This is a genomic window from Streptomyces sp. NPDC029138, from assembly GCF_055564375.1.
The window spans coordinates 17268-38912 of record NZ_JBVHWM010000058.1 but is presented as its reverse complement, the minus strand read 5'-3'; the positions used below and the strand labels follow the sequence as shown (position 1 = coordinate 38912).

The following is a 21645-nucleotide window of genomic DNA, read 5'->3' as shown; positions in this document are numbered from 1 at the left end:
CTGACAACCGCGCCCGCCGGCGTCAGTACGGCAGCTCTCCCGTGCCCCGCGTCGCGATCGGATGGCCGCTCAGCACCTCCTCGGCGATGCCGAAGCCGGCCACCAGCGTGGGCGCGGCGGGGACCAGTTCCCCGATGACCGCGTCCGTGGCGTCCGGCAGCGAGACGGCGTCCTCGGGGCGCAGCCGGTCGGTCAGCAGCAGGTCTCCCGTGTGCGGTGCGATGCTCCGCAGGGCGAACAGCCGGTGCAGGGCGAACAGCAGGGCCTGGGCCCGCTCGTCGGCCGTACGGTCGGCGGCCTCCAGCAGGGCCGCGCCGGCCAGCCGCCGGGCATGCGCCTCGACCAGCCGCAGCGCCGGGGTGACTGCCTGGTTCCAGCGGCCGAGCGGGTCACCGGGCCGGCCGGCCCGCAGCCGGGTCCGGGCACGCTGGTGCCAGACGCGTTCGACGTCGGCGAGCAGGGCTTGCAGATGGTCAGGGGAGGCGAGCCGGTCCACACCGTCCGGTACGGGCGTCGGCGGCTGCGCGGTGTAATGGCCGAGCAGCAGCTCGCCCGCCGCCTTGGCCCAGATGACCAGGTTGTCGCCCTCGGCGGTGATGGCGCCCTCGTGGGCCGGTATCTGCCCGGCGATGCCGTTGACGAGGAACAGGCCCTGCGCGCCGCACCGTTCCCGGCACTCCGTCATCACGGCGCGTCCTTGCCAGGTGATCCAGCCCTTGGCGACGGCGATGGCGCGCTCGGCGTCCTCCTGCTGCTCCGGCTCCGTGGCCTCGGCCCACTGCCGGACCACCGAGCGCTGGAGGAACGACGCCGCGTAGGTGGTGGCGAGGGCCTCGATCAGCGGGGCGTGGTGGCTGCGGTAGGCGAACAGCGGCACGGTCTCGCCGGTGCGGACACCGCTCGTCCGCCGGTTGTGCGCGTGGGCCACGGCCACGGCGAGGGCGTTGCGGGTGACGCCGAGGCTGAACGCGCTCATGCACAGCTTGCCGGCGGTCACCCGGCCCACGGAGGCGAGGAAGCGTTTCCGCTTGCTTCCGACGGTGCTCGTGAAGGTACCGTCCGGGGCGAGCCGGCCGTGGTCGGCCTGGAGCATTGCCTCGTACGGCAGCCGGACCCGGTCGAAGACGGTCCGGCAGTGGTCGACGGGGCTGGTGGAGGTCTGCGGCAGCCGGGTGACGGTGATGCCGGGCAGCGGGCGGCCGGCGTCGTCGTGCAGCGGCGCGAGGAAGAGGAAGACGCCGTGGTCGGTGCTGTCCACGATCAGCCGGGCGGCCACGACGGCGTCCTTCGGCCCGCCGGTGGTACTGGTGTTGGGCATGAACTTGGCCGCGGCCGGCGTCGGGGTGTGCAGCTCGAAGACGCCCTCGGCGGGGTCGTAGGTGGCGGTGGTCTCCAGCTGCGAGACGCTGTTGCCGTGGCCCGCCTCCGTGCACAGGAAGGTGCCGATCCTGGTCATGCCGGTGTACGGCGTGAGGTCCCGCCGCTCACCGTCGTGATCGACGAGGCTGCCCAGGAAGAGGTTGTAGTGGATCGAGCTGACGGTGCACAGCCCCACGTCGGACACGCCGATCCACTCGTGCAGCGCGCTCAGCGCCTCGGCGTCGCGCACGAGGTCTTCAGGCTTGTCGACGTTCTTGTTGACCAGGCGCAGCCGGTCATAGGACAGTTCGGTCCGCTCCTCGGGGGACAGTCCTTCCTGGAAGAGGAACGGAGCGGTCGCGAACAGCTCGCGCCAGGGCTTGTGCAGAGTGTCGAAGCGGCCTTCGTACAGGGTTTTCCTGAGTGCCTCGGCGGTCGCGGACACGATGCCGACTGCCTCGGAGGGGGAGTGGTTCATAGTGAGTGATCGTAGTTGATATCACTAAGTGTCAGTTGAGCGAGATAGGTGAGCAGGTGCATCGCATGTATTGATGTCACCGAACGTCGGAGCGGCCCCTGCGGTACAGAAGGACGCTGATGACCGCTCCCGCGAGGAAGAAGCCGGCCGACCACCAGTAGGCGGTGGCGTAGCTGTGCAGCTGCGCCTGTGCCAGGACCTGTGGCGTGGGCTGCCTGCCGCGCGCGTAGGCGGTCGCCGCGCTGGTGGCCAGGGTGTTCAGCAGAGCGGTGCCGACCGCGCCGCCGATCTGCTGCATGGTGTTGACGGTGGCCGAGCCCACACCGGTGTCCTCGGGAACGAGGCCGCTGGTGGCCAGGCTCACGGCGGGCGGCAGGACCAGACCGATGCCCAGGCCCATCACCATCAGCCAGGGCAGGATGTCGGCGGCGTAGGTGCTGTGCAGGCCCAGTCCGGTGAACCTGGTCAGGGCGAACGCCGCGATCAGGGCACCGGCCGGGATGACGTACTTGGGTCCGAGGCGGGGCACGAGCACGATCGTGGAGACCTGTGCCGTGACCATCAGCACGCCGATCATCGGCAGGAAGGCGAGGCCGGTCCTGACCGGGTCGAATCCGAGAGAAGTCTGCAAGTAGTAGGTCAGGAACAGGAACACACCGAACAGTCCGGCACCGCAGACCGCCACCACACTGAAGGAGGCCGCGCGGTCGCGGTCGGCCAGTACCCGCAGCGGGAGCAGCGGGTGTCCCGCCCTGCCCTGCCACACGGCGAAGGCGGCCAGCAGGACCCCGGCGGCTGCCAGGAAGCCCCAGGTCAGCGGGGAGGACCAGTGGTGGCTCTCGGCGTTCGAGAAACCGTAGACCAGCGAGAACAGCCCGCCCGACGCCAGGAGCGTGCCGGGTATGTCGAGGGAGGGCCGGTCGGTGGGACGGCCCCCGCGCAGGAAGACACTGCCTCCCACCACGGCGAGCACGGCGAAGACCAGGTTGACGTAGAGGGTCCAGCGCCAGCTGAGGTGCTCGGTCAGCACCCCGCCCAGCAGCAGGCCGATGCCGCCGCCCGCACCGGCGATGGCGCCGTAGACACCGAAGGCCTTGGCACGGTGCCGTGTACCGGCGAACGTGATGTTGAGAAGCGCCAGGGCGGCCGGGGCGAGCAGGGCGCCGAACAGGCCCTGGAGCGTGCGGCCGACGACCAGCACCGTGAAGTCCTGGGCGGCGCCGGCCAGTGCCGAGGAGGCCGCGAAGCCGACCACGCCGGCCAGGAACACCGCCTTGCGGCCGATCAGGTCGGCCAGCCGGCCGCCGAGCAGGAGCAGGCTGCCGAACGCGAGGGAGTAGGCGGTGACCACCCACTGCCGGTTGCCGTCGCTGAAGCCGAGTTCCTTCTGGGCCGACGGCAGCGCGATGTTCACGATGGTGGCGTCCAGCACCACCATCAGCTGGGCCAGGGCGATGACGCCCAGCACCCACCACTGTCTGCCGTCGCCTCGCGCGCGGGGTGCGCCGTCGTGGGCCGTCGCGGCGGGGCTGTGGTCGTGGACGTCGTAACTCATCGAGCGCACTCCGAGGGCTGACCGGACCGGACAACGGCACCGAACCGGCTCCCGCGCCGCGACGGCGCGGTCGCCCGGGGCGGTGCAGCACCACTCCGGCGGAGCCGGGCTCGGACCGTCCTCCACCCTCTCCCGCGCCGCGGCCGGTCAGCCATGGAGAGAGCACCAGCAACACGCCCCGGCACACGTGGGGAACGCCCTACGCGCAGGCTCGGGCGGGCGTCCGGCGGGCGGCGGTGCGCGGCGCCCTCAGGCGGCCGCGGGGTACCGGATCCCGATCGCCGTGTGGAAGGGGGCGCAGACCACGTGGACGTTCCCGCCCGCCGGCACCTGCGCGGACGTCACGACGCGGCCGACTCCCGCAGCGGGCGCAGTGCCTCGGTCATCCGTACCAGCTCGTCGAGCATCGCCTTGGCGGCGCCGCGCATGATCTCGTTGGGCACCAGACGCTTGTCGTCGTCGATGAACTGCTGCACGAAGGGGATGGACACGGCCTCGAAGACCGGGGTCATCTTCAGGGTGGTCACCACCTGCTTGATCATTTGTGCCGCCCGGGTCCCCGCGGAGACACCGCCGTAACTGACCATGCCGACCGGCTTGTACTGCCACTCACTGTGCAGGTAGTCGATCGCGTTCTTCAGCTCCGCGTTGTAGCCGAAGTTGTACTCCGGCATCACGAAGATGAAGGCGTCCGCCTCGGAGACCTTGGCGCTCCAGTCGCGGGTGTGCTGCTGGGTGTAACGGCCGAGCCGCGGATGATGGGGCTCGTTCATGAAGGGCAGGTTCACCTCGGCGAGGTCGACCACCTCGATCTCCGTGAACCCCCCGTGCTCCGCCGCTTCCTTCTCGATCCAGTCCGCGACGCTCGGACCGACGCGTCCGGGACGTGTGCTCGCCACGATGATCTCAAGCTTGCTCATGTGTGTCAGCCTGCCTCTCCGAAGACTTAGTGAAACTAAGAGCACGTTAGGCAGTACATATTCCTTGCTGTCCTCACATGGGTGACAACAAGCCAAGTACATGCGTGATGGTGGTCACGAGTGCGGCGGGGGTGCGTCACCGCTGTGGCCGGGGCTCGTGCCGTGCTCGCGGACCAGCCGGAGCGCTTCCTCGCGGTCGCGCCGGTCCAGGGCGTCGACCAGCTCCCGGTGCAGCTCCAGGCGCTGCGCGATGTACTCGCCGAGCGGCTGATCGCCGGCGGGCAGTACCGACAGCGTGTGGCTCTCGATGAGGTCGAGCAGGCTGGCGTAGAGCGAGCTGAGCAGGGCGTTCGGGCTGATGGCGGCGATGGCGGCGTGCAACCGCCAGTTGGTGTGGACGAAGGCGACCGCGTCGGCCGCGTCCACCGCCGCCGCCATGGCGGCGATGTGCTCGCGCAGACCGGCGACGTCGGCCGGCGAGGCGTGCCACAGCGCGTCCTCGACGAGCAGGGGTTCGAGGGCGTCCCGGATGCGCACGGCCTCGGCGACGTCGTGCTGCCGGGCGTCCAGGGCCAGTACGGAGTTGCCGAGGCGCACGATGGGGGACTGCTCGGCGCTGAACAGACCGCCGCCGGGACCCGGCCGCACGGTGACCAGACCGCGGGCCTGAAGCAGCCGCAGCGCCTCGTTGAACGTCCCGACCGAGACCGCGCAGAGCGTGCGCAGCTCCTCCTTCGTGCCGAGGCGGGAGCCCGGCGGCACGCTCCCGACCAGCTCGGCGACCCGTTCGGCCGCCTGTTCGGCGCGACCGGAGGCCGCACCACGGCCGGGGCCGGCCACCAGGGTCACCGCCGCTTTCCGTGGCCGGAATTGGTATTCATCATGCTCTTTTCGCCTCCGTGCTCTTGACGCCCTGGACCACTGGGCGCACCATCGAGGTATTCATCATGCTGAATTGCCGGTGGGCGGGCAAGGCCTCGCAGTCGCCCGGTGTTCGGCCTGTCTTCCACGCCGGCGGCGCCCGACCCACGCGTCCCTGCGAGTGCCGTCGCTCTCACCCTCTTCTTCGGGAGTCACCCATGCGCATCGCCAACCTCTCCGGCCGTCTCGTCCTGATCCGCGACGGCCTGGCCGTCGATGTCGAACGGGCCAGTGACGGCGCCTTCCCGGCCGATCCGCAGGCCGTCTACGAGCGCTGGGAGGAGTTCCGTTCCTGGGCCGAGGGCGCGCAACTGCCGGCTGGTGAGCCCTTCGAACCCACCGCGCTCGGCTCCCCGGTCCCCGCGCCCCGGCAGACCCTCGCGATCGGTCTCAACTACCGTGCTCACGCCGCGGAGTCCGGCTTCACGGTCCCCGAGGGACTGCCGCCGGTGTTCACCAAGTTCGTCACCAGCATCACCGGGCCCGTCACCGAGGTGCGGCTCCCCGCCGACGGGCACACCGACTGGGAGGTCGAACTGGTGGCGGTCATCGGCCGCCGGGCCGAGGCCGTGCCGGAGGCCGAGGCCTGGGCCCATGTGGCCGGGCTGACGGTGGGACAGGACATCTCCGAGCGGATCGTGCAACTGGCGGGCCCGGTACCGCAGTTCAGCCTGGGCAAGTCCTACCCCGGATTCACGCCGATCGGCCCGTGGCTGGTCACGCCGGACGAGTTCGACAACCCCGACGACCTGGAACTGCGCTGCACGATCAACGGCGAGGAGGTGCAGAAGGGCCGTACCCGCGACCTGATCTTCTCGGTGCCCACGCTCATCGCCCGGCTGTCCGCGGTGCTGCCGCTGCTGCCCGGAGACGTCATCTTCACCGGCACCCCGGCCGGTGTGGGCCTGGGCTGCGATCCGCAGCGCTGGCTGGCGGCGGGAGACGAACTCGTCAGCACCATCGACGGCATCGGTGAACTGCGTCAGAACTTCGTGGCCTGAGCCCGCCGGCCCGGCCCGACGGAAGAGGAGTCCCATGGCACTGCATCGTCTGGCCTCCATCACGATGGGGGTCCCCGACGTTGCCGAGACCGCGGCCTACTACACCGACTTCGGCCTCACCCCGGAAGCCGACAGCTGGTTCTCCACGCGTGACGCCGGCCGTCAGCTGCACATCGTGCGCACGCCGACGCGCCGCCTGGTCGAGGTGCGCGTCGGTGTCGACGACCCCGACGACCTGGCCGCGGCGGCCTCCCGGCTGCGCCGTCTGGGCGTCGAGTCCCGCGTCGAGGACACCACGCTGACGGCGTACGACAGGGCCACGGGCGTCCGCGCGGTCCTGGAGGTCGCCCCTCGGCTGGTGCAGGACCCGGTGCCTGCCCCCCTCTACAACGGCCCGGGCCGCGCCGAGCGCACCGGCTCACGTGCCGCGGGTGTCATGCGCACAGGCCGGGTGCGCCCCCGCAAGCTCGGACACGCCGTGCTCGGCACGACGGACTTCGAGGGAACGACCGCCTTCTTCCGCGACGGGCTCGGCTTCAAGGCGTCCGACTACGTCAAGGACCACGGGGCGTTCCTGCGCTGCTCCACCGACCACCACAACGTCTTCGTGCTGAAGATGCCCGTCGCCTTCCTGCACCACTCGTCCTGGCAGGTCGACGACGTCGACGAGATCGGCCGCGGCGCCTTCGCCATGCTGGAGGACCACCCCGAGCGGCACGTCTGGGGCCTGGGCCGCCACCATGCCGGGTCCAACTTCTTCTGGTACCTGAAGGACCCGGCCGGCAACTTCAGCGAGTACTACTCCGACATGGACTGCGTCATCGACGACCAGCTGTGGAAGCCGGAGGTCCTGGAAGGGGCGAAGGGCCTGTTCAGCTGGGGGCCGCCGCCCCCGCCGTCCTTCCTCTCCCCCGAGGACCTCGCCGCCCTGATGACCGGGTCGCACAGCACGGCGGGGTAGTCGGGAACGCGCACGGCGGGCCCGCACGGGGCGTGCCCGCCGCCGCAAGGGGTCACCACGAGGCGCAGCCTCCCGTCTCGCCGCTGCAGTAACCGTCCGTGTGGACCCCGGTGCTCGTGGCGGCGAAACCGGGGGTCGCGCCCAGCAGACCCATACCGAGGGCAAGCAGGCACGTGGCGATCAGGCGACGCATAGTGATCAACTCAATTCCAGTGAGGAAAAAACGGACATGAGCATCTGATCATGCTAAATACCTCAAAGGCATGATGAAGATCTACGCAAGGTACTTCTGTGCACGCGAGTCTGCCCGGATGTCCCTGGCGGGCTCCCCGGGTTCACGGAAGTGCGGCCCCGGCTGAGCCGGGGCGGAGAGCCGTAGCACCCCCAGCGGGTCGACGGTGACCAGGCGGAGTTCGACCGGGCTTCCGTCGAGGTCCCGGCCGCCGCGTTCCTCGCGTTCCCGGGGGCTCTCGGCCTTCCGCAGCGCCGCCGCCCGGGCCGATTCGGCATCGGCGACGTGCGCGATGACGTAGTAGTGGCGCACCGGCCGGCCCCGCTCTGTGTGAAATCCGAGGCCGACGAGCCATAGCTGTTCGGTGATCATGCGTACACCCCTCATAGTCGCCGCGGCCGGTCAGGAAACGGGTGACGGTTCCTCGCATCAAACTTCGCGCAAAGGGACATTTCGGTCATCCGTCATATGACTGCAACGGTGAGACCGGCCGTGGCGAGGCGACCGGGCGGCGCGGCGTGGGCAGGCCGATACCCACGTGCCGCGCGGCCTTCAGCCCGTGATCATCGGGAGTCCACCAAGGCGTATCAGGGTCTGAACGCTTCCGGTGCATTCATCGTGCACCTTTCCCGTTCACCCCTTTCCCCGACCTTGCCGAGGACAACCATGTGCCTTGACGGACACTGCGAGCACAACGCCGATCCCCTCACTCCAGAAGCCGGAGTGGGCCGGCGACGGCTGCTCACCGCCGGACTGGCCGGCGCCGCCGCCCTGACCCTGCCCCCGGTCTCCTTCGCGCAGGCCGCCGACGGCCCCTCCGGCGGCACCCCGCCCGCCGGTGGCGAGGCCACCCGCGTCATCACCGGCTTCCTGGAGACCGGAGCGGCGGACTTCGTCTACCTGCCCGTCGAAGTCCCCGAGGGGGTGCGGAAGATCGCCGTCTCCTACTCCTACGACAAGCCGGCCGTCCCCGCCGGGACACCGGGCAACTCGTGTGACATCGGTGTGTTCGACGAGCGCGGCATCGCGCTCGGCAGCCGTGGTTTCCGCGGCTGGTCCGGTGGCTTCCGCACCTCGTTCGAGATCAGCAACAGCGACGCCACGCCCGGCTACCTGCCCGGCCCGGTCAACGCCGGCACCTGGCACGTCGTGCTCGGGCCGTACCAGGTGGCCCCACAGGGCATGAACTACCGGGTTCAGGTGACGCTCACGTACGGCGAGCCCGGCCCCGCGTACGTCACCACGTACCCGCCGCAGCGGGCCAAGGGGCGCGGCCGTGACTGGTACCGCGGCGACTGCCACCTGCACACCGTCTACTCGGACGGCAAGCGCCTGCCGGGCGAGGTCGCGGCGGGCGCCCGTGCCGCCGGGCTGGACTTCATCGTCTCCACCGACCACAACACCCCGGCCTCGCACGGCGTGTGGGGCAAGTACGCCGGACCGGACCTGCTCGTCATCACCGGCGAGGAGGTCACCACCCGCAACGGACACTGGCTGGCGCTCGGCCTGCCGCCCGGCGAGTGGATCGACTGGCGTTACCGCTCACGCGACGACGCCTTCGGCCGCTTCGCCCGCCAGGTGCGCCGGGGCGGCGGCCTCGTCGTCCCCGCGCACATGTACTGCGCCTATGTCGCCTGCCAGTGGAAGTTCGGTTTCGACGACGCCGACGCCACCGAGGTGTGGACCGGCCCGTGGACCTACGACGACGAGCACGCGGTCAGCACCTGGGACCAGAAGCTCGGTGAGGCGGTCCGCACCGGCAGGCGCTGGCTGCCGGCCATGGGCAACAGTGACGCGCACAGCGAGCCGCAGGTCATCGGCCTGCCCCACAACGTCGTCCGCGCCGACGACCTGAGCACCGACTCGATCATGGACGGCATCCGCGCGGGCCGCAGTTACATCGCGGAGTCGGCCTCCGTCGAGCTGACCTTCACCGTCACCGGTCACGGCAGGCAGGCCGGTATCGGGGAGACCCTGGAAGTGCCCGCCGACGCGCCGGTCGACGTCCGTCTCGACGTGCGGGGCGTGCCCCACGGCACGGTCCGGTTCCTCACCGACGAGGGGCAGATGCACCAGGAGTCGGTGGACGCCTCCGGCTCCGGCACGGTGGTGTGGCGGACGACCGCCTCCCTCGCCTCGTACGTGCGCGCCGAGGTCCGCCACCCGATGGCGGACGGCAGCCCGGGGCAGGGCAACACCATGGGCGACGCCCTGCTGTTCGGCCCGATGGCGGCGCTGACCAATCCGGTCTTCCTGACCAGGGTGCCGGACCGGCGCGGCTGACGGCGTCACCGCACCCGGACCACCTCCAGGCTGCTCGGCTTGTCGCCGCCCTCGCTCCGCAGGGTGATGTCGAACAGCAGCCGTCCCCGGCCGGGGCGGAGCGTCACCTCCCGGCCGGGGGAGACCCGTTGTTCCCGGTCCTGGTCACGGACACCCGGCCGGGAGCCGGCTATGGAGGAGACGTACTCGGTGGTGTCGCCGGAGTTGCGGACCGTCACCGCTGACGTCGGCACGCACGTGTCCCCACCGCGGTGAGGGACCGGGCAGACGTACCGCAAGTCACCGAAGCCGTAGGTTCCGCAGGACAGTTCCATGCCGCCCGGGAGGGAGGACCGGCAGACACGGCCCGCGGTCACTCGGTCGGCGTCGTTCGGCCGTCCGTCCCGGAAGGGGATCCTGTGCCCGGTGACACCCCATGCGGTCACGGCGGTGCAAGCAGCGATGGTTGACCACAGGACTCCTCGTCGAACACATCTCATGGACATAGCAAAATAGGCCACGGCCTCACGTATTTGCTAATGCTGACATGATGAATGTGCCGGTTTATGGATGACCAGGCATCATGCTGTGCACATCGATGCATGACGGACGTTGCTGTGTCCTGACTGGTGATATGGTGCGCGCGCCATCACACATCTGTTGGGAATTATATGAGTGACAATACCTCTGCACGGGGTGGCCGCGGCCGGCACCGGAAGGCGAAGCAGCCTGGCGAGGGGGCCCGGCGAGCCGTCGTCCTCGCCCTGGCCGTACCTGTCGCCTCGGCCGCGCTGGCGAGCCCCTCGGCATTCGCCGCCGACAATCGCGGCGCGACGGCGGCGGGGCACAGCAGTCCCGACCGGACCACCGGTGTCGACGCCGGCGATCAGCAGATGATCGCGAACCTGGAGTCCCGCATCGCCGACCCACGCCTGGGGACCGAGGTCAGCGGTGTGGTGCTCGACGCCGACTCCGACGCCACCCTCTGGGACCACAACGGCTCCACCGCGCTCATGCCGGCCTCCAACGCCAAGCTCGCCACAGCGACCGCCGCCCTCACCGTCCTCGGCCCGGAGCACCGCTTCGAGACCAAGGTGGTCTACGGCCACGGCACCCTCACCCTCGTCGGGGGCGGCGACCGCACTCTGACCGGGGACGACCTCGCGCAGCTGGCGCACACGGCTGTCGCCGGGCTGAAGAAGGCGGGCCTGACCACGGTGAAGGTCGCCGTGGACGACAGCCTCTTCCCCGAACCGACGCTGGCCGACGGCTGGAACGAGGGCTACTACCCCGACACCGTCGCGCCGGTGCGCGCGCTGGTCGTCGACGGTCATGGTGTCATGGACACATCCATCGACGCCGGGCAGGCCTTCGCCCGGCTGCTCACCGCGGACGGCGTCACGGTGGACGGGGATGTCACCCATGCCACGGCGAGCCGGTCCGACGTGCCGGTCGCGCACCACGCGTCCGCTCCGCTCGCGGACATCGTCAAGCACATGCTGAAGACCAGTGACAACAACATCGCCGAGACCCTGCTGCGCATGACCGCGTTGCGGGCCGGGCGCCCCGCCACCTTCGAGGGCGGCACCGAGGTCGTGCGCCATGTGCTCAGCCATCGTTACGGCATATCCCTCGACAACTTCGAGCTGCACGACGGAAGCGGCCTGTCCCGCAGCGACCGCATCCCGGCCGCCACTCTCGCGCAGATCCTCGAACGGGTGACGGAACCCCGCTACGCCCACACGCTGAAGTCCGTTCTGGACGGCCTGCCGGTCGCCGGGGAAGCCGGAAGCACCCTCGGCCCGGAGTACGGCCGCTTCGACGATCCGCAGTCCGAGTGCGCCGTCGGCAAGGTGCGGGCGAAGACCGGGACCCTCACCGGTGCGATCGGCCTGAGCGGTCTGACGCGGACCGACGACGGGGAGTGGAGAGTCTTCTCGTTCGTCGAGAACGGCGCGACGGCCGCTCAGGCTGACACCAAGGACGCCATGGACGGTCTCGCGGCCACCGTGAACGGCTGCTGGGCCTGAGCGGCGTTCCCCGAGTCCACAGGGAGCGGTGAAGAGGGACTCGGGCACGGGAGGGCGTCCGTCGCGGACCGGAGCAGGTCCGCCGGACGCCCTCCCGTGGAGGGTGTCAGTACCTCAGCCGCTCCAGCCGGTTGGCCCAGGGACTGACCGGGCAGGCCGTGCGGTTCGCGGGATCGAGGAACAGACCCCGGCGGGACGTGGACTCGAAGTCGGACACGGCGAGGGGGGAGTTGACGATGTCGGCGACGGGGTGCCGGGCGAGCACCTAGCCGGTGTCGGGGTTCACGACCGTGACCTCGCTGAGGGCGTTGTCGCCGCCGCCGGTGGCCGCCTCGTAGAGGTGGGCGGCGACGGCCACGTGGTGCAGGGCGGTCTCCTCTCACCCGTCCGGCAACCGCCGGAGGAGTCACCGTGATCCGCTCAGGACCGCCGGTACCGACGCCGCGTCATCCGCCCTCCCGGCTGGCCCGTCGGAGCCGCGGAGCGAGGTCTCCCTGATGAACAGGGTGACCAGGAACGCGACGCACGCGAGCGGCGCGCAGTACAGGAAGACGTCGCCGATGCCGTGACCGTAGGCCCGTTCCAGCCACAGGCGGACGGCCGGGGGCAGCACGCGCAGGTCCGGGACGGCGCCGTCGGCCGACGCCGTCGCGGCCACCAGCCGGTCGCGCGGGCCGAACGAGCCGAGGTTCCCGGAGCCGGCTTCCCGCCGCTCCCCGGCACGCCTTTCCCGCACACCACCAGCACCTCGCACCCGAGAGGGGAACCCCCGATGACGTCCGTACCCGGTCCGGACCGGACCGCCGACCTGAACTGGCTGCTCAACGACATGGTCCGGCGCGTGCCGCAGGTGGGCCACGCGATCGTGCTGTCCACCGACGGTCTGCTGCTCGCGTCATCGGAGGGGCTGGGCCGCGACCTGGCCCAGCAGCTGTCGGCCGTCGTCTCCGGCTTCCACAGCCTGGCCAGGGGCACCGGCCGCCACTTCGGCGGCGGCACGGTACTCCAGACCGTGGTGGAGATGGAGCGCGGCTATCTCTTCGTGTGCGCCGCCGGCGAGAACGCCTGCCTGGCCGTCCTGGCGCCGGAGGGCGCCGACATCGGACTGGTGGCGTTCGAGATGGCGCACCTGGTCGGCAGGGTCGGACAGCATCTCGGCGTCGGCGCCCGCCCGCCCGCCCCGTCAGCGGCCGACTGACGTCATGCCCGAGTCCTGGTCGAACGGCGAGGCGGTGGCCCTCGTAAGGCCGTACACGCTGGTCCGGGAACGCACGCCGGCACCGTGCGCCGGGCACTCGACCTCGACCCGCACGTGCCCGTGCTCCACTGCGACGCCCGCCGCCGCGAATCCGTCAGGACACTCCTCGTCCGGTCCGTCGAGTACGTGCGGGAACAGGAGGCATCCCGCGCCGGCGCGTCCGGTCCGCCGCTGTACTGATCACCCACTGCGAAAGAAGACAGAGAATGAGAACCCTCACCGGCATCGAGAACCGCAACGACTTCGACGCCCTGGTCATCCGGACCGACTTCGACGACGCGGAGGCCTGGCGCGCCGTACGGGAGGCACTGTCGCAGCCCGCTGACGGCGACGAGCCGGAGACCCCCTTCGTCATCGACGACCCTTCCTGGGCGGGCGCGAGCGCCGACGAGGTCCGGGCGGCGGTGCGCGCCCACGAACATCTGCGGGAGTATCTCGGTGCCGCCTTCATCGCCGACCGGACGACCATGCGGGGCCCGCACCACGCCCTGCTGGCGGTCCTCACGAGCAGCCGCGAGGATTTCGAGGACGCCGCGGACTGGGAATCGACCATCGAGTTCGGCACCGAATTCCGTGTCGTCCCGGTCGGAGTCAACGCGATCCACGCCAACCTCGAAGTCGCCAACATGGACTTCGAGGAGTACGCCGAGGCGGCCCAGGACGCGCCTGACGGCGTGCTGAACTGGTGGCAGGACTGACCCCTTGAGCGGGGGCGTCGACACGCCCCCGCTCAGCCCGGCGCGCGTCGCTCACGCGTTCCCGGGGCGTCTCACTTGCAGGAACTCGCGTAGCCGCACAGGTTGGTGTGCAGGGGCGAGGCGGACGCGGCAGTCGCACCGACGAACGGGGTCAGCACCAGCACCCCGGTCGCCGTCGCCACGACCCCCTCATCCCTCCAGCACGTCACGCAGCTGGGTGCGCGAGGAGATGCCGAGCTTGGGGAAGCCCCGGTACAGATGCGTGCTGACCGTGCGCGGGGACAGCGTCAGCCGCGCACCGATCTCCTTGTTCGTCAGCCCGGCCGCCGCCAGCTCGGCGACCTGCCGTTCGTGGGGGGTGAGGCCCTCCGGGACCGTGCCGCCGGCGGCGCCGGCCCGGTCGCCGCAGGCCCGCAGCTCGGACCGGGTGAGCGCGCTCCACGCCAGGGCGTTCCGTTCACTTGCTGACTCACCCGGGCCGGTGACCCCCGATACACCGGCCTGTGCGCCCCAGCCGGGATCGGTCACGCCGACGCCGAAAGTGCCGTTGGCGCCCCCTCCGAAGTCGTGCGGGCGCTGTCGCAGGGCGGTCGGAGAGGTCGCGTAGGCCGTTCCCGGGTCCGCCTCCGGAGAAGGCGGACCCGGGACCCGAGTCCTCAAAGGAGTCGGCGTCCGGCTCGTCACCCGCGTCCACGTCACCTCGGGCGGTCGTTTCCGGCGCGCGGGACCAGACCGGGGACGGTCCTCGCGTGACAGGGCGCGCCCGTCCCCAGCGGTCCGCACGACCCGCACCCTCGCGGCGCCCGCGCGCTCCCCCTTCAGCCCGCCGCCCAGCTCGCCCGGTCAGGCCTGCCGCGGCTCGGCACCGTCCTCCTGTCGCCGTGTTCCGCGGCTACCAGCGAGCGTGCGACGGCGCCTGAGACTGCGGTGCTCGTTCTCGCTGAGGCCGCCCCAGACGCCGAACTCCATACCGGTGTCACGTCCCCACGCCAGGCACCGTTCGACGACGGGGCAGCCCCGGCAGACCGCCTTGGCCTCCTCGATCTGCAGGAGAGCCGGCCCGGCATCGCCGATGGGGAAGAAGAGTTCCGGGTCGTGCGTGCGGCACGCCGCGTGATGACGCCAATCCATGGTCGCTTTCCTCGCCGGGCCCGCGCGGCGCCTCGTTCCTGGCCGTGCCGGAACCCGCGGTGCGCCTACCGCAGGCCGCACCCGGTCCCGTCATCGGCATCCGGTCCTCGGGAGCCGTGTCGGGGCTGTCGTCGTGTCAGGTCCGCTGCTGCCAGGGTGCCGGGACGGCGTCCGGCGGCCGGGCGGACCGCACAGCGAGCCTAATCAGCCTGACGCCGACGCGCATTCGGACGTCACGGCGCCCGTCGGTGCCGCGCCAGGAAGGGGCTTCGACGGACGGTGATGCAGGCCGACGGGAGGAACGCGGGGAGCGTACGGCGACACTGCCGGCGTCCGATGACGTGCGCGTGCCGCACGTCATCCAGGCCGCCCTCCGCCGCATGCGCGAAGGCGTCCGGCCGCTGGCGGCCCCGGTGGCTCCGCGGTTCCGTGCGTACAGCTCCAAGGCACGGCGGCCGGCCACCGCGCACGTCCCGACGCCGCTCCCGCACAGCCGTGGCCACGACGACGCGTCCGCCCGCGCGGGCAGCCGCGTCCGCCGGTCCGTCAGCCCACCGCGATCTTCGCCGCGTTCTCGGCCAGCCAGTCCTCGAAGCCGCGCAGCGCCGGGTTGATCGCGCGCAGCCTGCCGAGATCGCGGGCACCGGTGAACTCGCGGTCGAAGTCGCCGTAGTACTGGAACATGTTGCCGATCTCCCGGGCGGCGGGAGTGTCGAGGGCGCGGAAGTCGTCGTAGGGCACGGACCGGAAACGGACGGGCTCGCCGAGGGCGGCCTCCAGCTTCTCGGCGTACTGCGCGCCGGTGAGGTGGTCACCGGCCAGACAGACGGTCTCGCCGACGAACCGTTCGCCGCCCTTGAGCAGGGCATGGGCGGTGCGGCCGATGTCGGCGACGTCGACGAGGGCCAGGAGCCTGCCGTCCTCGAACGGCATGGTCACCGTCAGGACGCCGTCCTCGGTGCGGCGCGGGGCCAGGGGGCCGAGGAAGCCCTGGTAGTAGGAGGTGGTGCTGAGGAACGTGGTGGGCACGCCGGCCTGCGTGAACAGGTGGTTGCCCGCGCCCTTGGCGTCGAAGTGCGGCACGTTGTAGCCGCCTTGGAGCACCGGCATCCGGTCGTCGTCCAGCGGCAGCAGCTCGCGGGTGTCGTCGAGGGTCGACCAGATGACGTGTCGCAGGCCCGTCGCCCCGGCCGCCCGGGCCAGGACGCCGATCTCCTCGGTCTCCTTCGCCGCCGAGCCATGGGCCCAGAAGTCGGTGACGAGGAAGGCACCGTACGCGCCGTCGAACGCCGCGTGCACGGTCGGTTCGTCATGGAAGTCGGCCCGGACCACCTCGGCGCCGAGCGCGGCGAGATCCCTGGCGGCGGGCGAACCAGGGTTCCGGGTGAGCGCTCGTACCGTGAATTCCGCGTCCGGGTCGGAGAGGACCGACCGTACGACACCACCACCCTGCGCTCCCGTGGCGCCGACCACCGCTATCACTTTCCTGGCGCCCATGACAACAGTCCTCGTCGTAGGTAAGGAACCGGGGGATGTGTCAAGGACGCTAGGCACGGTGACCGGACGCGTCAACCGCGGTGGGTGGACGTGTGACGTCCCCCGACCGATGGTCCGCCTTCTCCCGGGCCGGCCGGGGATTGTCGCGGACGGTGGAAAAGCACTCGGGCCGGACGTGACGCAACGCACACCGAGGGAGACGACTTCGACGGCTGGTCCGGCAAGTCTGTGAGACGTGCGGCGTCGGGCTGATCGCGGTGATTCCAGTCACATGGTGGAGGCCCCGGTCACTGGGCCGTGGCAGTATCACGGTCACGGACAGGTCTCGGTGCCACCTGACGCCGTGTGTTCGGGCCTTCGACATGCTCGCGGGGACCCCGCAGGTGTTTCCCGCGGACGCACTGCTGGTGCCGTGTACAGGCTCAGCGCCCATCCTTCTTCCGCGGGACCTCCTGCCCCGGCCGGAGACCTCGCGCGCACAGGCAGACACAACCGCATCATGGTGCCGATCCGCCACGTGTGCCTCAGCTTGGAAGGATCGATACAGATCCCCACCTGTGCATTGGAGACATTGGATGAAGTTGTCGGAGCGGAGTGGACTTGACACTGGCCCGCAACTCATAGGTGAAGCCCTGCTCGCACATCGCCGCCGTATGGTGACCCAACTGGAGAAACTCAAGCCCGAGCAGTGGACTGCCCCTACTCGGTGTGCTGAGTGGAGCGTGCAGGACGTGGTGCGTCACTTGGTGGACTTCGGACGCTACGACATCGCAAGGCTCACCGGAAGCAGAGAGCTTGCCCTCTACGAGAAAGAGGTGTTCGTCCCCAGCCGCACACCCGCGGTGTGGCTGACCCGTAGTGCGCGGCAGACACCGCAGGAGACATTGGCGGCGTTCGCGCAGCTCGTCGACAAGGAGTACGTGAGTTTCGGTGCCCGCATCGGCCGAGGTGATACAGACCTGTCGGGTGCGGTGCCACAACACCCGGTGCATTGGTCGGTCCGTTCGCTGCACGTGCTGTGGGACGCCTGGTTGCACGAACGGGATCTGGCTGCCGTCTGCGGACCAGCCGAACCGGAGGACAGCGACATACTCCGCTTGGTCATTGCCTACGGGCTGCTTCTGGCCGCGGGTGTCGCGGTGAGAACAGGCCCCTTGCCGCAGGCTACCGTCCTGCTGACAAGTGCTCCGGACGCGGGGTACAGAATCGGGGGAGAGGCCAGGAACGTCACAGTGGACACGTTGACGACACAAGACGCCGCCGCGGCCGGCGGTCCACGACTGGCTGGGGTCGCGGAGGTGGTACTCGACAGCCTTTCCGGCCGGGGTGCACCCCTGACCGCGGTGCTCTCGGGTCCGGTTCCTTTGCTTGACAGGCTGATGCAGTTCCCACGTCTCATGAACCCTGGAACCGTCTCGAGCGGAGATGGCGTGAGATGCGGCATCCTCCCCTCCTGCGGGTGCGGATCTCACGCGCTGGCTTGTTCCTGACGAGTGTGGGGACTGGCCGCCTGAGCACCACGACGTTCCGACGACAGCGGTTCGATCGACTACGACGACGCCCACCCGGACGCGGCGCACCGGGGCCGCCGAACAGTCCCGTGCGTGTCTCTGCGAAGTCCGTGGCGGGAGTGACACCGGCGTAGGAGCGCAGGACCGCCCTGGGACACCCCGCCTCCAGCTGCCGGGCCGCGTTGATCGGCACGCAGTTCTGGCTCCCCTGCTGCGCACCGGCTGACATGGCATCATCAGCCCCGATGGAACCGCACGGCGTCACCGGCGCCGCGATGCAACCGCAGGACGTCGGCCAGCCCGTGTGCCAGTGCGACCGCGGGCGGCGCCGCTGCGCCCGTGCCTGTCCCGGACGCGTCGGCGGAGGGCGCCGGCGTGGGGTGTCCGAGGGCGTGGACCACCGCGCGGACCTGGGCGGCCGGGTACGTCGCCGCGTAGGGCTCGGCGCGGTCGTCGGCGTAGGCGTGGGCCAGGGCGTCGCCCACCGCTCGCGCGTGGGTCTCGGCGAAGGACGCCGCGTTCGCGTCCGTGCTGAGTTCCGCGTACCGGTGCCCGTACGCGTCGGCCTCGGCCGGGGTGTGCCCGTGGGCCAGGGCGTAGGCGCGCGCGTTGGTGTGCGCCTCGGCGTAGGCGGACCGGTGGTCGTACGCCGCCCCGTAGACGCGCAGCAGCACCGGCCGCAGGGCCGTCTGCCAACTTCCGTACGGCACCGGGCCGCGGGCCGCCGCGCGGTGCAGCGCGGTCAGGCCGGCCACCGCGCCGGACCCGTCGTCCGGCCACGCCGTGGCCAGCAGCGGCAGGACAGTACGGGCCTGCCAGGCGTGCACCGCCCACAGCCCGCCCGCCCACAGCCCGCCCGCCGGCGGCCCGGCCCGCAGGGCGTCGTGCACGGCGCGGGCCCAGCCGTCGGCGACGGGGACCGGAAGCTGCTCGTACAGGGCGGTCAGCAGGTGCCACACCCCGTCCGGTACGCGGACGCCGGTCTCGGTGTCCGCCGGGGGCGCGTCGGCGGCGGTGGCCAGCGCGGCGAGGAAGGCCTCGGCCCCTGCGGCATCCGTGCTCATCTGCGTCTTCGTCTCCTTGCCCCGCCGGTGCGGCGGGAGTCAGGCCTGCGGGCGGGTGCCCTCGATGGCGACACGGTGGCCGTGGCGGGTGTGCGGGAAGTAGTCCCACACCGCGTGGTGCTGGACGCAGCGGTTGTCCCAGAACACCAGCGTGCGGGGCTCCCAGCGGACCCGGCACTGGAGCAGCGGGGTGCGGGCGACGTGCGCGTACAGCAGGTCGAGCAGGGCGGTGCTCTCGGCGCGGGACAGCTGGGGGATGTGCGAGGTGTAGGGGGCGTTGACGAACAGCAGCTTGCGGCCGGTCTCCGGGTGCCGGACCACGACGGGATGCTCGGTGCGCGGGACGTCGTACTCGGCCGGCGGGGTCAGGCCCGCCATCGTCCAGGGCAGGGCGCCGTCGTGCACGGCGGTCAGGCCGTCGAGGAAGGCGCGCAGAGCCGGGGAGAGCAGTTCGTAGGCCAGGTGCATGTTGGCGAACATCGTGTCCCCGCCGCTGCCGCCCTCGGGGACCGTGGTGAGGTGGAGCATGGAGCCCAGGGAGGGCGCGGCGTCGGCGGTGCCGTCGGCGTGCCAGCCGTCACCGGCCACCATCCGGGACTCCCCGGTGGCCTTGATCTCCAGGATGTGCGGATCGGAACCCTCGGCGGGGAGCGCCACGGCGTGCAGCTCGCCGAAGAGCCCGGCGAACCGCTTGTGCTGCTCGGGGCTGAGATCCTGGTCCCGGAAGACGAGCACGTGATGGGCGAGGAACGCGTGCTTGACCTCCTTCTCCTGCTGCGGTGTCAGCTCGCGGGAGAGGTCCAGGCCGGACACCTCCGCGCCGAGCACCGGGGTGATCGTCCGGACCGAGAGGGTCTCGTACGGCTCCGGCGGCCGGGTCGTCAGGCGCTCGACGGCCTGCAACGCGTACTCCTCCACGTGGTTCCTCCTCAGGAATGGGGGGCGAGAGATGCCCAGGGGATGGTCGGGCCGGGTCACAGGCCGTGGTCGAGCAGGTCGGCGACCAGCAGGCGGCCGAAGGCGAGGTTGCCGTGGATGGGGTCGTCGGTCTCGCAGAAAGCGGGGCGCTGGAGTCCCGAGCGGTCGGTGACCCGGGCGCGCAGGTCGACGATCTCCACACCGCGCGCGGCCAGTTCGGCACGCAGGACGTGCTGGGCCGCGAAGAAGACCGCCGGGTCGGACATGGCGGGGACCCGCTGCGGAGGCATGAGGGCGAGCACGCGCAGGCCGAGCGCGACGGTGTGCTCGTAGAAGGCGAGCGCGCCGCGTGCCGTGGCCCGCACCAGCGCGGCGAACAGGTCGCTGCCCAGGAATCCCGGGGCGTAGGCGCCGTGCGCGTCGCGGTGGACGGCCCAGTTCTCCCGGGTGGCGATGGTGTGCGCGCTCAGGCCGAAGGTGCACACCAGCGGCACCGGCAGCCGGTCCAGGGAGGGTGCGCCCAGCGCGTCGAGGAACCGGCGGTACAGACGCTGGGCCTCGGCGTCGCGGAAGACGACGTCGGGGCCGTCCGCGTCGAAGAAGAGCCCGAGGAAGTCGCGCCCGGAGCCCACCGGACCGCCCTGGAAGGGCAGCCCGGCGGCTTCGGCGGCCCGCCCGACGCACGCCGCGTGCGAGTCACCGAGGAGCAGGAAGCGGGCCGGGAGCGGGGCCGGGGCGGTGGTCGCGGCTGTAGTAGTCGAGTACGGCGTCGTCACACCAGGGGTCCTCTCCGCCGGCATCCGGGGTGGGGGTGGGGGTGGGTTCGGGGGCGTGCTCCGGACGGTCGGGCCGGCCGTGCAGCCCGTCGAGGAAGTGCCGCATGACGAAGGCCACCCCGTCGGCGCTGACCGTGCGGAGGTTGGGCTCGTAGAACGCGGCCCGGTAGGGGAAACCGGTGACGATCTCGTAGGAGGGGAAGTAGTCGACGTGCTCCAGCTCGTCGGCCAACTGCCCCGCCGCCGCCCGCAGGACGGACTTGGAGTGGGTCGTGGCCACCAGGGCGTGCCCGCCGGTGGCGGTCGCCGTCAGCGGCACCGGCGAGACCGTGAGGACCGTGCGCAGCCGGGGATTGGCCTCCCGGGCCAGGGCGAGGGCCGCCGTCAGATCGCGCCGCACCTCGGCGACCGTGTGGTTGCGCAGCCGGTGCCGGTCCGGGTCGAAGGTGCCCCGTACCGTGCCCGGGCACATCGGCAGGACGGTGCCGTCCGCGGTGTCATGCCAGGCCTCGGTCAGGCCGAGCGTGAAGACCAGCACGTCGGCCGTGGCCAGGGCGCGGCGGATCGCGTCGAGGGTGACCTCGCGGGAGGCCAGCGCCTCCTCCGGGGAGGAGAAGCCGTCGGGTTCGACGGTGGGGCGGTACGGGTCGTGGAAGCGGCCGTCCGCCTCCCGCCAGACCTCGGCGGGCGGCATCTGCCGTCCGAGGGCCCACGCGAACCACTGGCGCAGCGCGGCGGCGGTGTAGATGTTGCCGGTGCGGAAGGAGAAACGGCGGTAGCCGCGCGCCTGCCTTGCTTCCTCGGTGAGTCCAGGAGGCGGGGGTTCCGCGTCGTACCAGTGCATGCCCTCCCGCAGCAGGGCGGGTCCGATGTGCCGGGCGAAGCAGGAGCCGGCGGTGATGACCGGGGCGTCCTGGCCGATGGGGAACTTCGGCGTCCAGAGGTCCTGGATGTCCGCCGGCGGCCGTTCGGCGACGGCGGTGCGCCAGAAGGAGCGGTCGGGGAGGCGTGCGTAGGGGTGTCGCATGCGGGGGTTCCTCCTGGTGTTCCGGTCGTCCGCTGGACCGGGGTGA

At 71.2% G+C, this 21645-nt stretch carries 23 protein-coding genes; 8 read left to right on the top strand and 15 right to left on the bottom strand.

The window, feature by feature from the left end; translation table 11 throughout:
• Nucleotides 1-22: 22 nt before the first annotated feature.
• From ACZ4WH_RS32860 to ACZ4WH_RS32845, 4 genes are all read right to left on the bottom strand, one after another.
• Nucleotides 23-1837 (bottom strand): acyl-CoA dehydrogenase family protein, encoded by a 1815-nt coding sequence (locus ACZ4WH_RS32860; protein ID WP_468187717.1) that lies wholly within the window; start codon nt 1835-1837, stop codon nt 23-25.
• A 76-nt stretch (nt 1838-1913) separates the two neighbouring features.
• Nucleotides 1914-3392: an MFS transporter gene (locus ACZ4WH_RS32855; RefSeq protein ID WP_468187715.1), complete on the bottom strand. Its 1479-nt coding sequence runs from the start codon at nt 3390-3392 to the stop codon at nt 1914-1916.
• Between the two features lie 341 nt (nt 3393-3733).
• Nucleotides 3734-4312, bottom strand: a complete 579-nt coding sequence (locus ACZ4WH_RS32850; RefSeq protein WP_468187713.1) for an NADPH-dependent FMN reductase — start codon at nt 4310-4312, stop codon at nt 3734-3736.
• Nucleotides 4313-4426: 114 nt separating this feature from the next.
• A complete protein-coding gene (locus ACZ4WH_RS32845; RefSeq protein ID WP_468187711.1) occupies nt 4427-5161 on the bottom strand; it encodes a FadR/GntR family transcriptional regulator in 735 nt (244 codons plus the stop codon).
• Between the two features lie 230 nt (nt 5162-5391).
• On the opposite strand from ACZ4WH_RS32845, the gene ACZ4WH_RS32840 reads away from it, so the two are divergent.
• Both ACZ4WH_RS32840 and ACZ4WH_RS32835 read left to right on the top strand, forming a co-directional pair.
• On the top strand, nt 5392-6234 hold the full coding sequence (locus tag ACZ4WH_RS32840) for a fumarylacetoacetate hydrolase family protein (protein WP_468187709.1): 843 nt from the start codon (nt 5392-5394) through the stop codon (nt 6232-6234).
• A 34-nt stretch (nt 6235-6268) separates the two neighbouring features.
• On the top strand, nt 6269-7195 hold the full coding sequence (locus ACZ4WH_RS32835) for a VOC family protein (RefSeq protein WP_468187707.1): 927 nt from the start codon (nt 6269-6271) through the stop codon (nt 7193-7195).
• A 274-nt stretch (nt 7196-7469) separates the two neighbouring features.
• On the opposite strand, the gene ACZ4WH_RS32830 is transcribed toward ACZ4WH_RS32835, so the two are convergent.
• The gene (locus ACZ4WH_RS32830; RefSeq protein ID WP_468187705.1) at nt 7470-7799 is read right to left on the bottom strand and encodes a hypothetical protein; all 330 of its coding nucleotides are present in this window, start codon (nt 7797-7799) and stop codon (nt 7470-7472) included.
• Between the two features lie 294 nt (nt 7800-8093).
• On the opposite strand from ACZ4WH_RS32830, the gene ACZ4WH_RS32825 reads away from it, so the two are divergent.
• Nucleotides 8094-9710 carry a CehA/McbA family metallohydrolase gene (locus tag ACZ4WH_RS32825; RefSeq protein ID WP_468187703.1) on the top strand — a complete coding sequence of 539 codons (1617 nt, stop codon included), beginning with the start codon at nt 8094-8096 and terminating at the stop codon, nt 9708-9710.
• Between the two features lie 5 nt (nt 9711-9715).
• Here ACZ4WH_RS32825 and ACZ4WH_RS32820 read toward each other — a convergent pair whose 3' ends face one another.
• Entirely contained in the window at nt 9716-9943 is a 228-nt protein-coding gene (locus ACZ4WH_RS32820; RefSeq protein ID WP_468187701.1) for a hypothetical protein, read from the bottom strand.
• Between the two features lie 417 nt (nt 9944-10360).
• On the opposite strand from ACZ4WH_RS32820, the gene dacB reads away from it, so the two are divergent.
• Complete coding sequence (gene dacB / locus ACZ4WH_RS32815; RefSeq protein ID WP_468187700.1) at nt 10361-11719, top strand: D-alanyl-D-alanine carboxypeptidase/D-alanyl-D-alanine endopeptidase; 1359 nt, start codon at nt 10361-10363, stop codon at nt 11717-11719.
• Between the two features lie 106 nt (nt 11720-11825).
• On the opposite strand, the gene ACZ4WH_RS32810 is transcribed toward dacB, so the two are convergent.
• Together ACZ4WH_RS32810 and ACZ4WH_RS32805 are read right to left on the bottom strand one after the other, a co-directional pair.
• Complete coding sequence (locus tag ACZ4WH_RS32810) at nt 11826-11984, bottom strand: hypothetical protein (RefSeq protein WP_468187698.1); 159 nt, start codon at nt 11982-11984, stop codon at nt 11826-11828.
• Between the two features lie 141 nt (nt 11985-12125).
• The gene (locus ACZ4WH_RS32805) at nt 12126-12455 is read right to left on the bottom strand and encodes a hypothetical protein (RefSeq protein ID WP_468187696.1); all 330 of its coding nucleotides are present in this window, start codon (nt 12453-12455) and stop codon (nt 12126-12128) included.
• A 36-nt stretch (nt 12456-12491) separates the two neighbouring features.
• On the opposite strand from ACZ4WH_RS32805, the gene ACZ4WH_RS32800 reads away from it, so the two are divergent.
• From ACZ4WH_RS32800 to ACZ4WH_RS32790, 3 genes are all read left to right on the top strand, one after another.
• A complete protein-coding gene (locus ACZ4WH_RS32800) occupies nt 12492-12917 on the top strand; it encodes a roadblock/LC7 domain-containing protein (protein WP_468187694.1) in 426 nt (141 codons plus the stop codon).
• Nucleotides 12918-13001: 84 nt separating this feature from the next.
• The gene (locus tag ACZ4WH_RS32795; protein WP_468187692.1) at nt 13002-13157 is read left to right on the top strand and encodes a hypothetical protein; all 156 of its coding nucleotides are present in this window, start codon (nt 13002-13004) and stop codon (nt 13155-13157) included.
• 26 nt (nt 13158-13183) lie between these two features.
• Complete coding sequence (locus tag ACZ4WH_RS32790; RefSeq protein WP_468187690.1) at nt 13184-13675, top strand: DUF6924 domain-containing protein; 492 nt, start codon at nt 13184-13186, stop codon at nt 13673-13675.
• Between the two features lie 189 nt (nt 13676-13864).
• Here ACZ4WH_RS32790 and ACZ4WH_RS32785 read toward each other — a convergent pair whose 3' ends face one another.
• From ACZ4WH_RS32785 to ACZ4WH_RS32775, 3 genes are all read right to left on the bottom strand, one after another.
• On the bottom strand, nt 13865-14203 hold the full coding sequence (locus ACZ4WH_RS32785) for a helix-turn-helix domain-containing protein (RefSeq protein ID WP_468187688.1): 339 nt from the start codon (nt 14201-14203) through the stop codon (nt 13865-13867).
• Between the two features lie 315 nt (nt 14204-14518).
• Nucleotides 14519-14806: a WhiB family transcriptional regulator gene (locus ACZ4WH_RS32780; protein WP_468187686.1), complete on the bottom strand. Its 288-nt coding sequence runs from the start codon at nt 14804-14806 to the stop codon at nt 14519-14521.
• A gap of 546 nt (nt 14807-15352) precedes the next feature.
• A complete protein-coding gene (locus ACZ4WH_RS32775) occupies nt 15353-16303 on the bottom strand; it encodes an NmrA/HSCARG family protein (protein ID WP_468187684.1) in 951 nt (316 codons plus the stop codon).
• A 575-nt stretch (nt 16304-16878) separates the two neighbouring features.
• Here ACZ4WH_RS32775 and ACZ4WH_RS32770 point away from each other — a divergent pair.
• Complete coding sequence (locus ACZ4WH_RS32770) at nt 16879-17793, top strand: maleylpyruvate isomerase family mycothiol-dependent enzyme (protein WP_468187682.1); 915 nt, start codon at nt 16879-16881, stop codon at nt 17791-17793.
• Nucleotides 17794-18050: 257 nt separating this feature from the next.
• On the opposite strand, the gene ACZ4WH_RS32765 is transcribed toward ACZ4WH_RS32770, so the two are convergent.
• From ACZ4WH_RS32765 to ACZ4WH_RS32750, 4 genes are read right to left on the bottom strand one after another with little or no spacing between them, the layout of a single operon-like run.
• On the bottom strand, nt 18051-18878 hold the full coding sequence (locus ACZ4WH_RS32765) for a hypothetical protein (RefSeq protein ID WP_468187680.1): 828 nt from the start codon (nt 18876-18878) through the stop codon (nt 18051-18053).
• 39 nt (nt 18879-18917) lie between these two features.
• Complete coding sequence (locus tag ACZ4WH_RS32760) at nt 18918-19796, bottom strand: TauD/TfdA dioxygenase family protein (protein ID WP_468187678.1); 879 nt, start codon at nt 19794-19796, stop codon at nt 18918-18920.
• A 56-nt stretch (nt 19797-19852) separates the two neighbouring features.
• A complete protein-coding gene (locus tag ACZ4WH_RS32755) occupies nt 19853-20572 on the bottom strand; it encodes a hypothetical protein (protein ID WP_468187676.1) in 720 nt (239 codons plus the stop codon).
• Nucleotides 20493-21599: a GSCFA domain-containing protein gene (locus ACZ4WH_RS32750; RefSeq protein ID WP_468187674.1), complete on the bottom strand. Its 1107-nt coding sequence runs from the start codon at nt 21597-21599 to the stop codon at nt 20493-20495. The genes ACZ4WH_RS32755 and ACZ4WH_RS32750 overlap by 80 nt, the downstream gene beginning before the upstream one ends.
• Between the last annotated feature and the right edge of the window lie 46 nt (nt 21600-21645).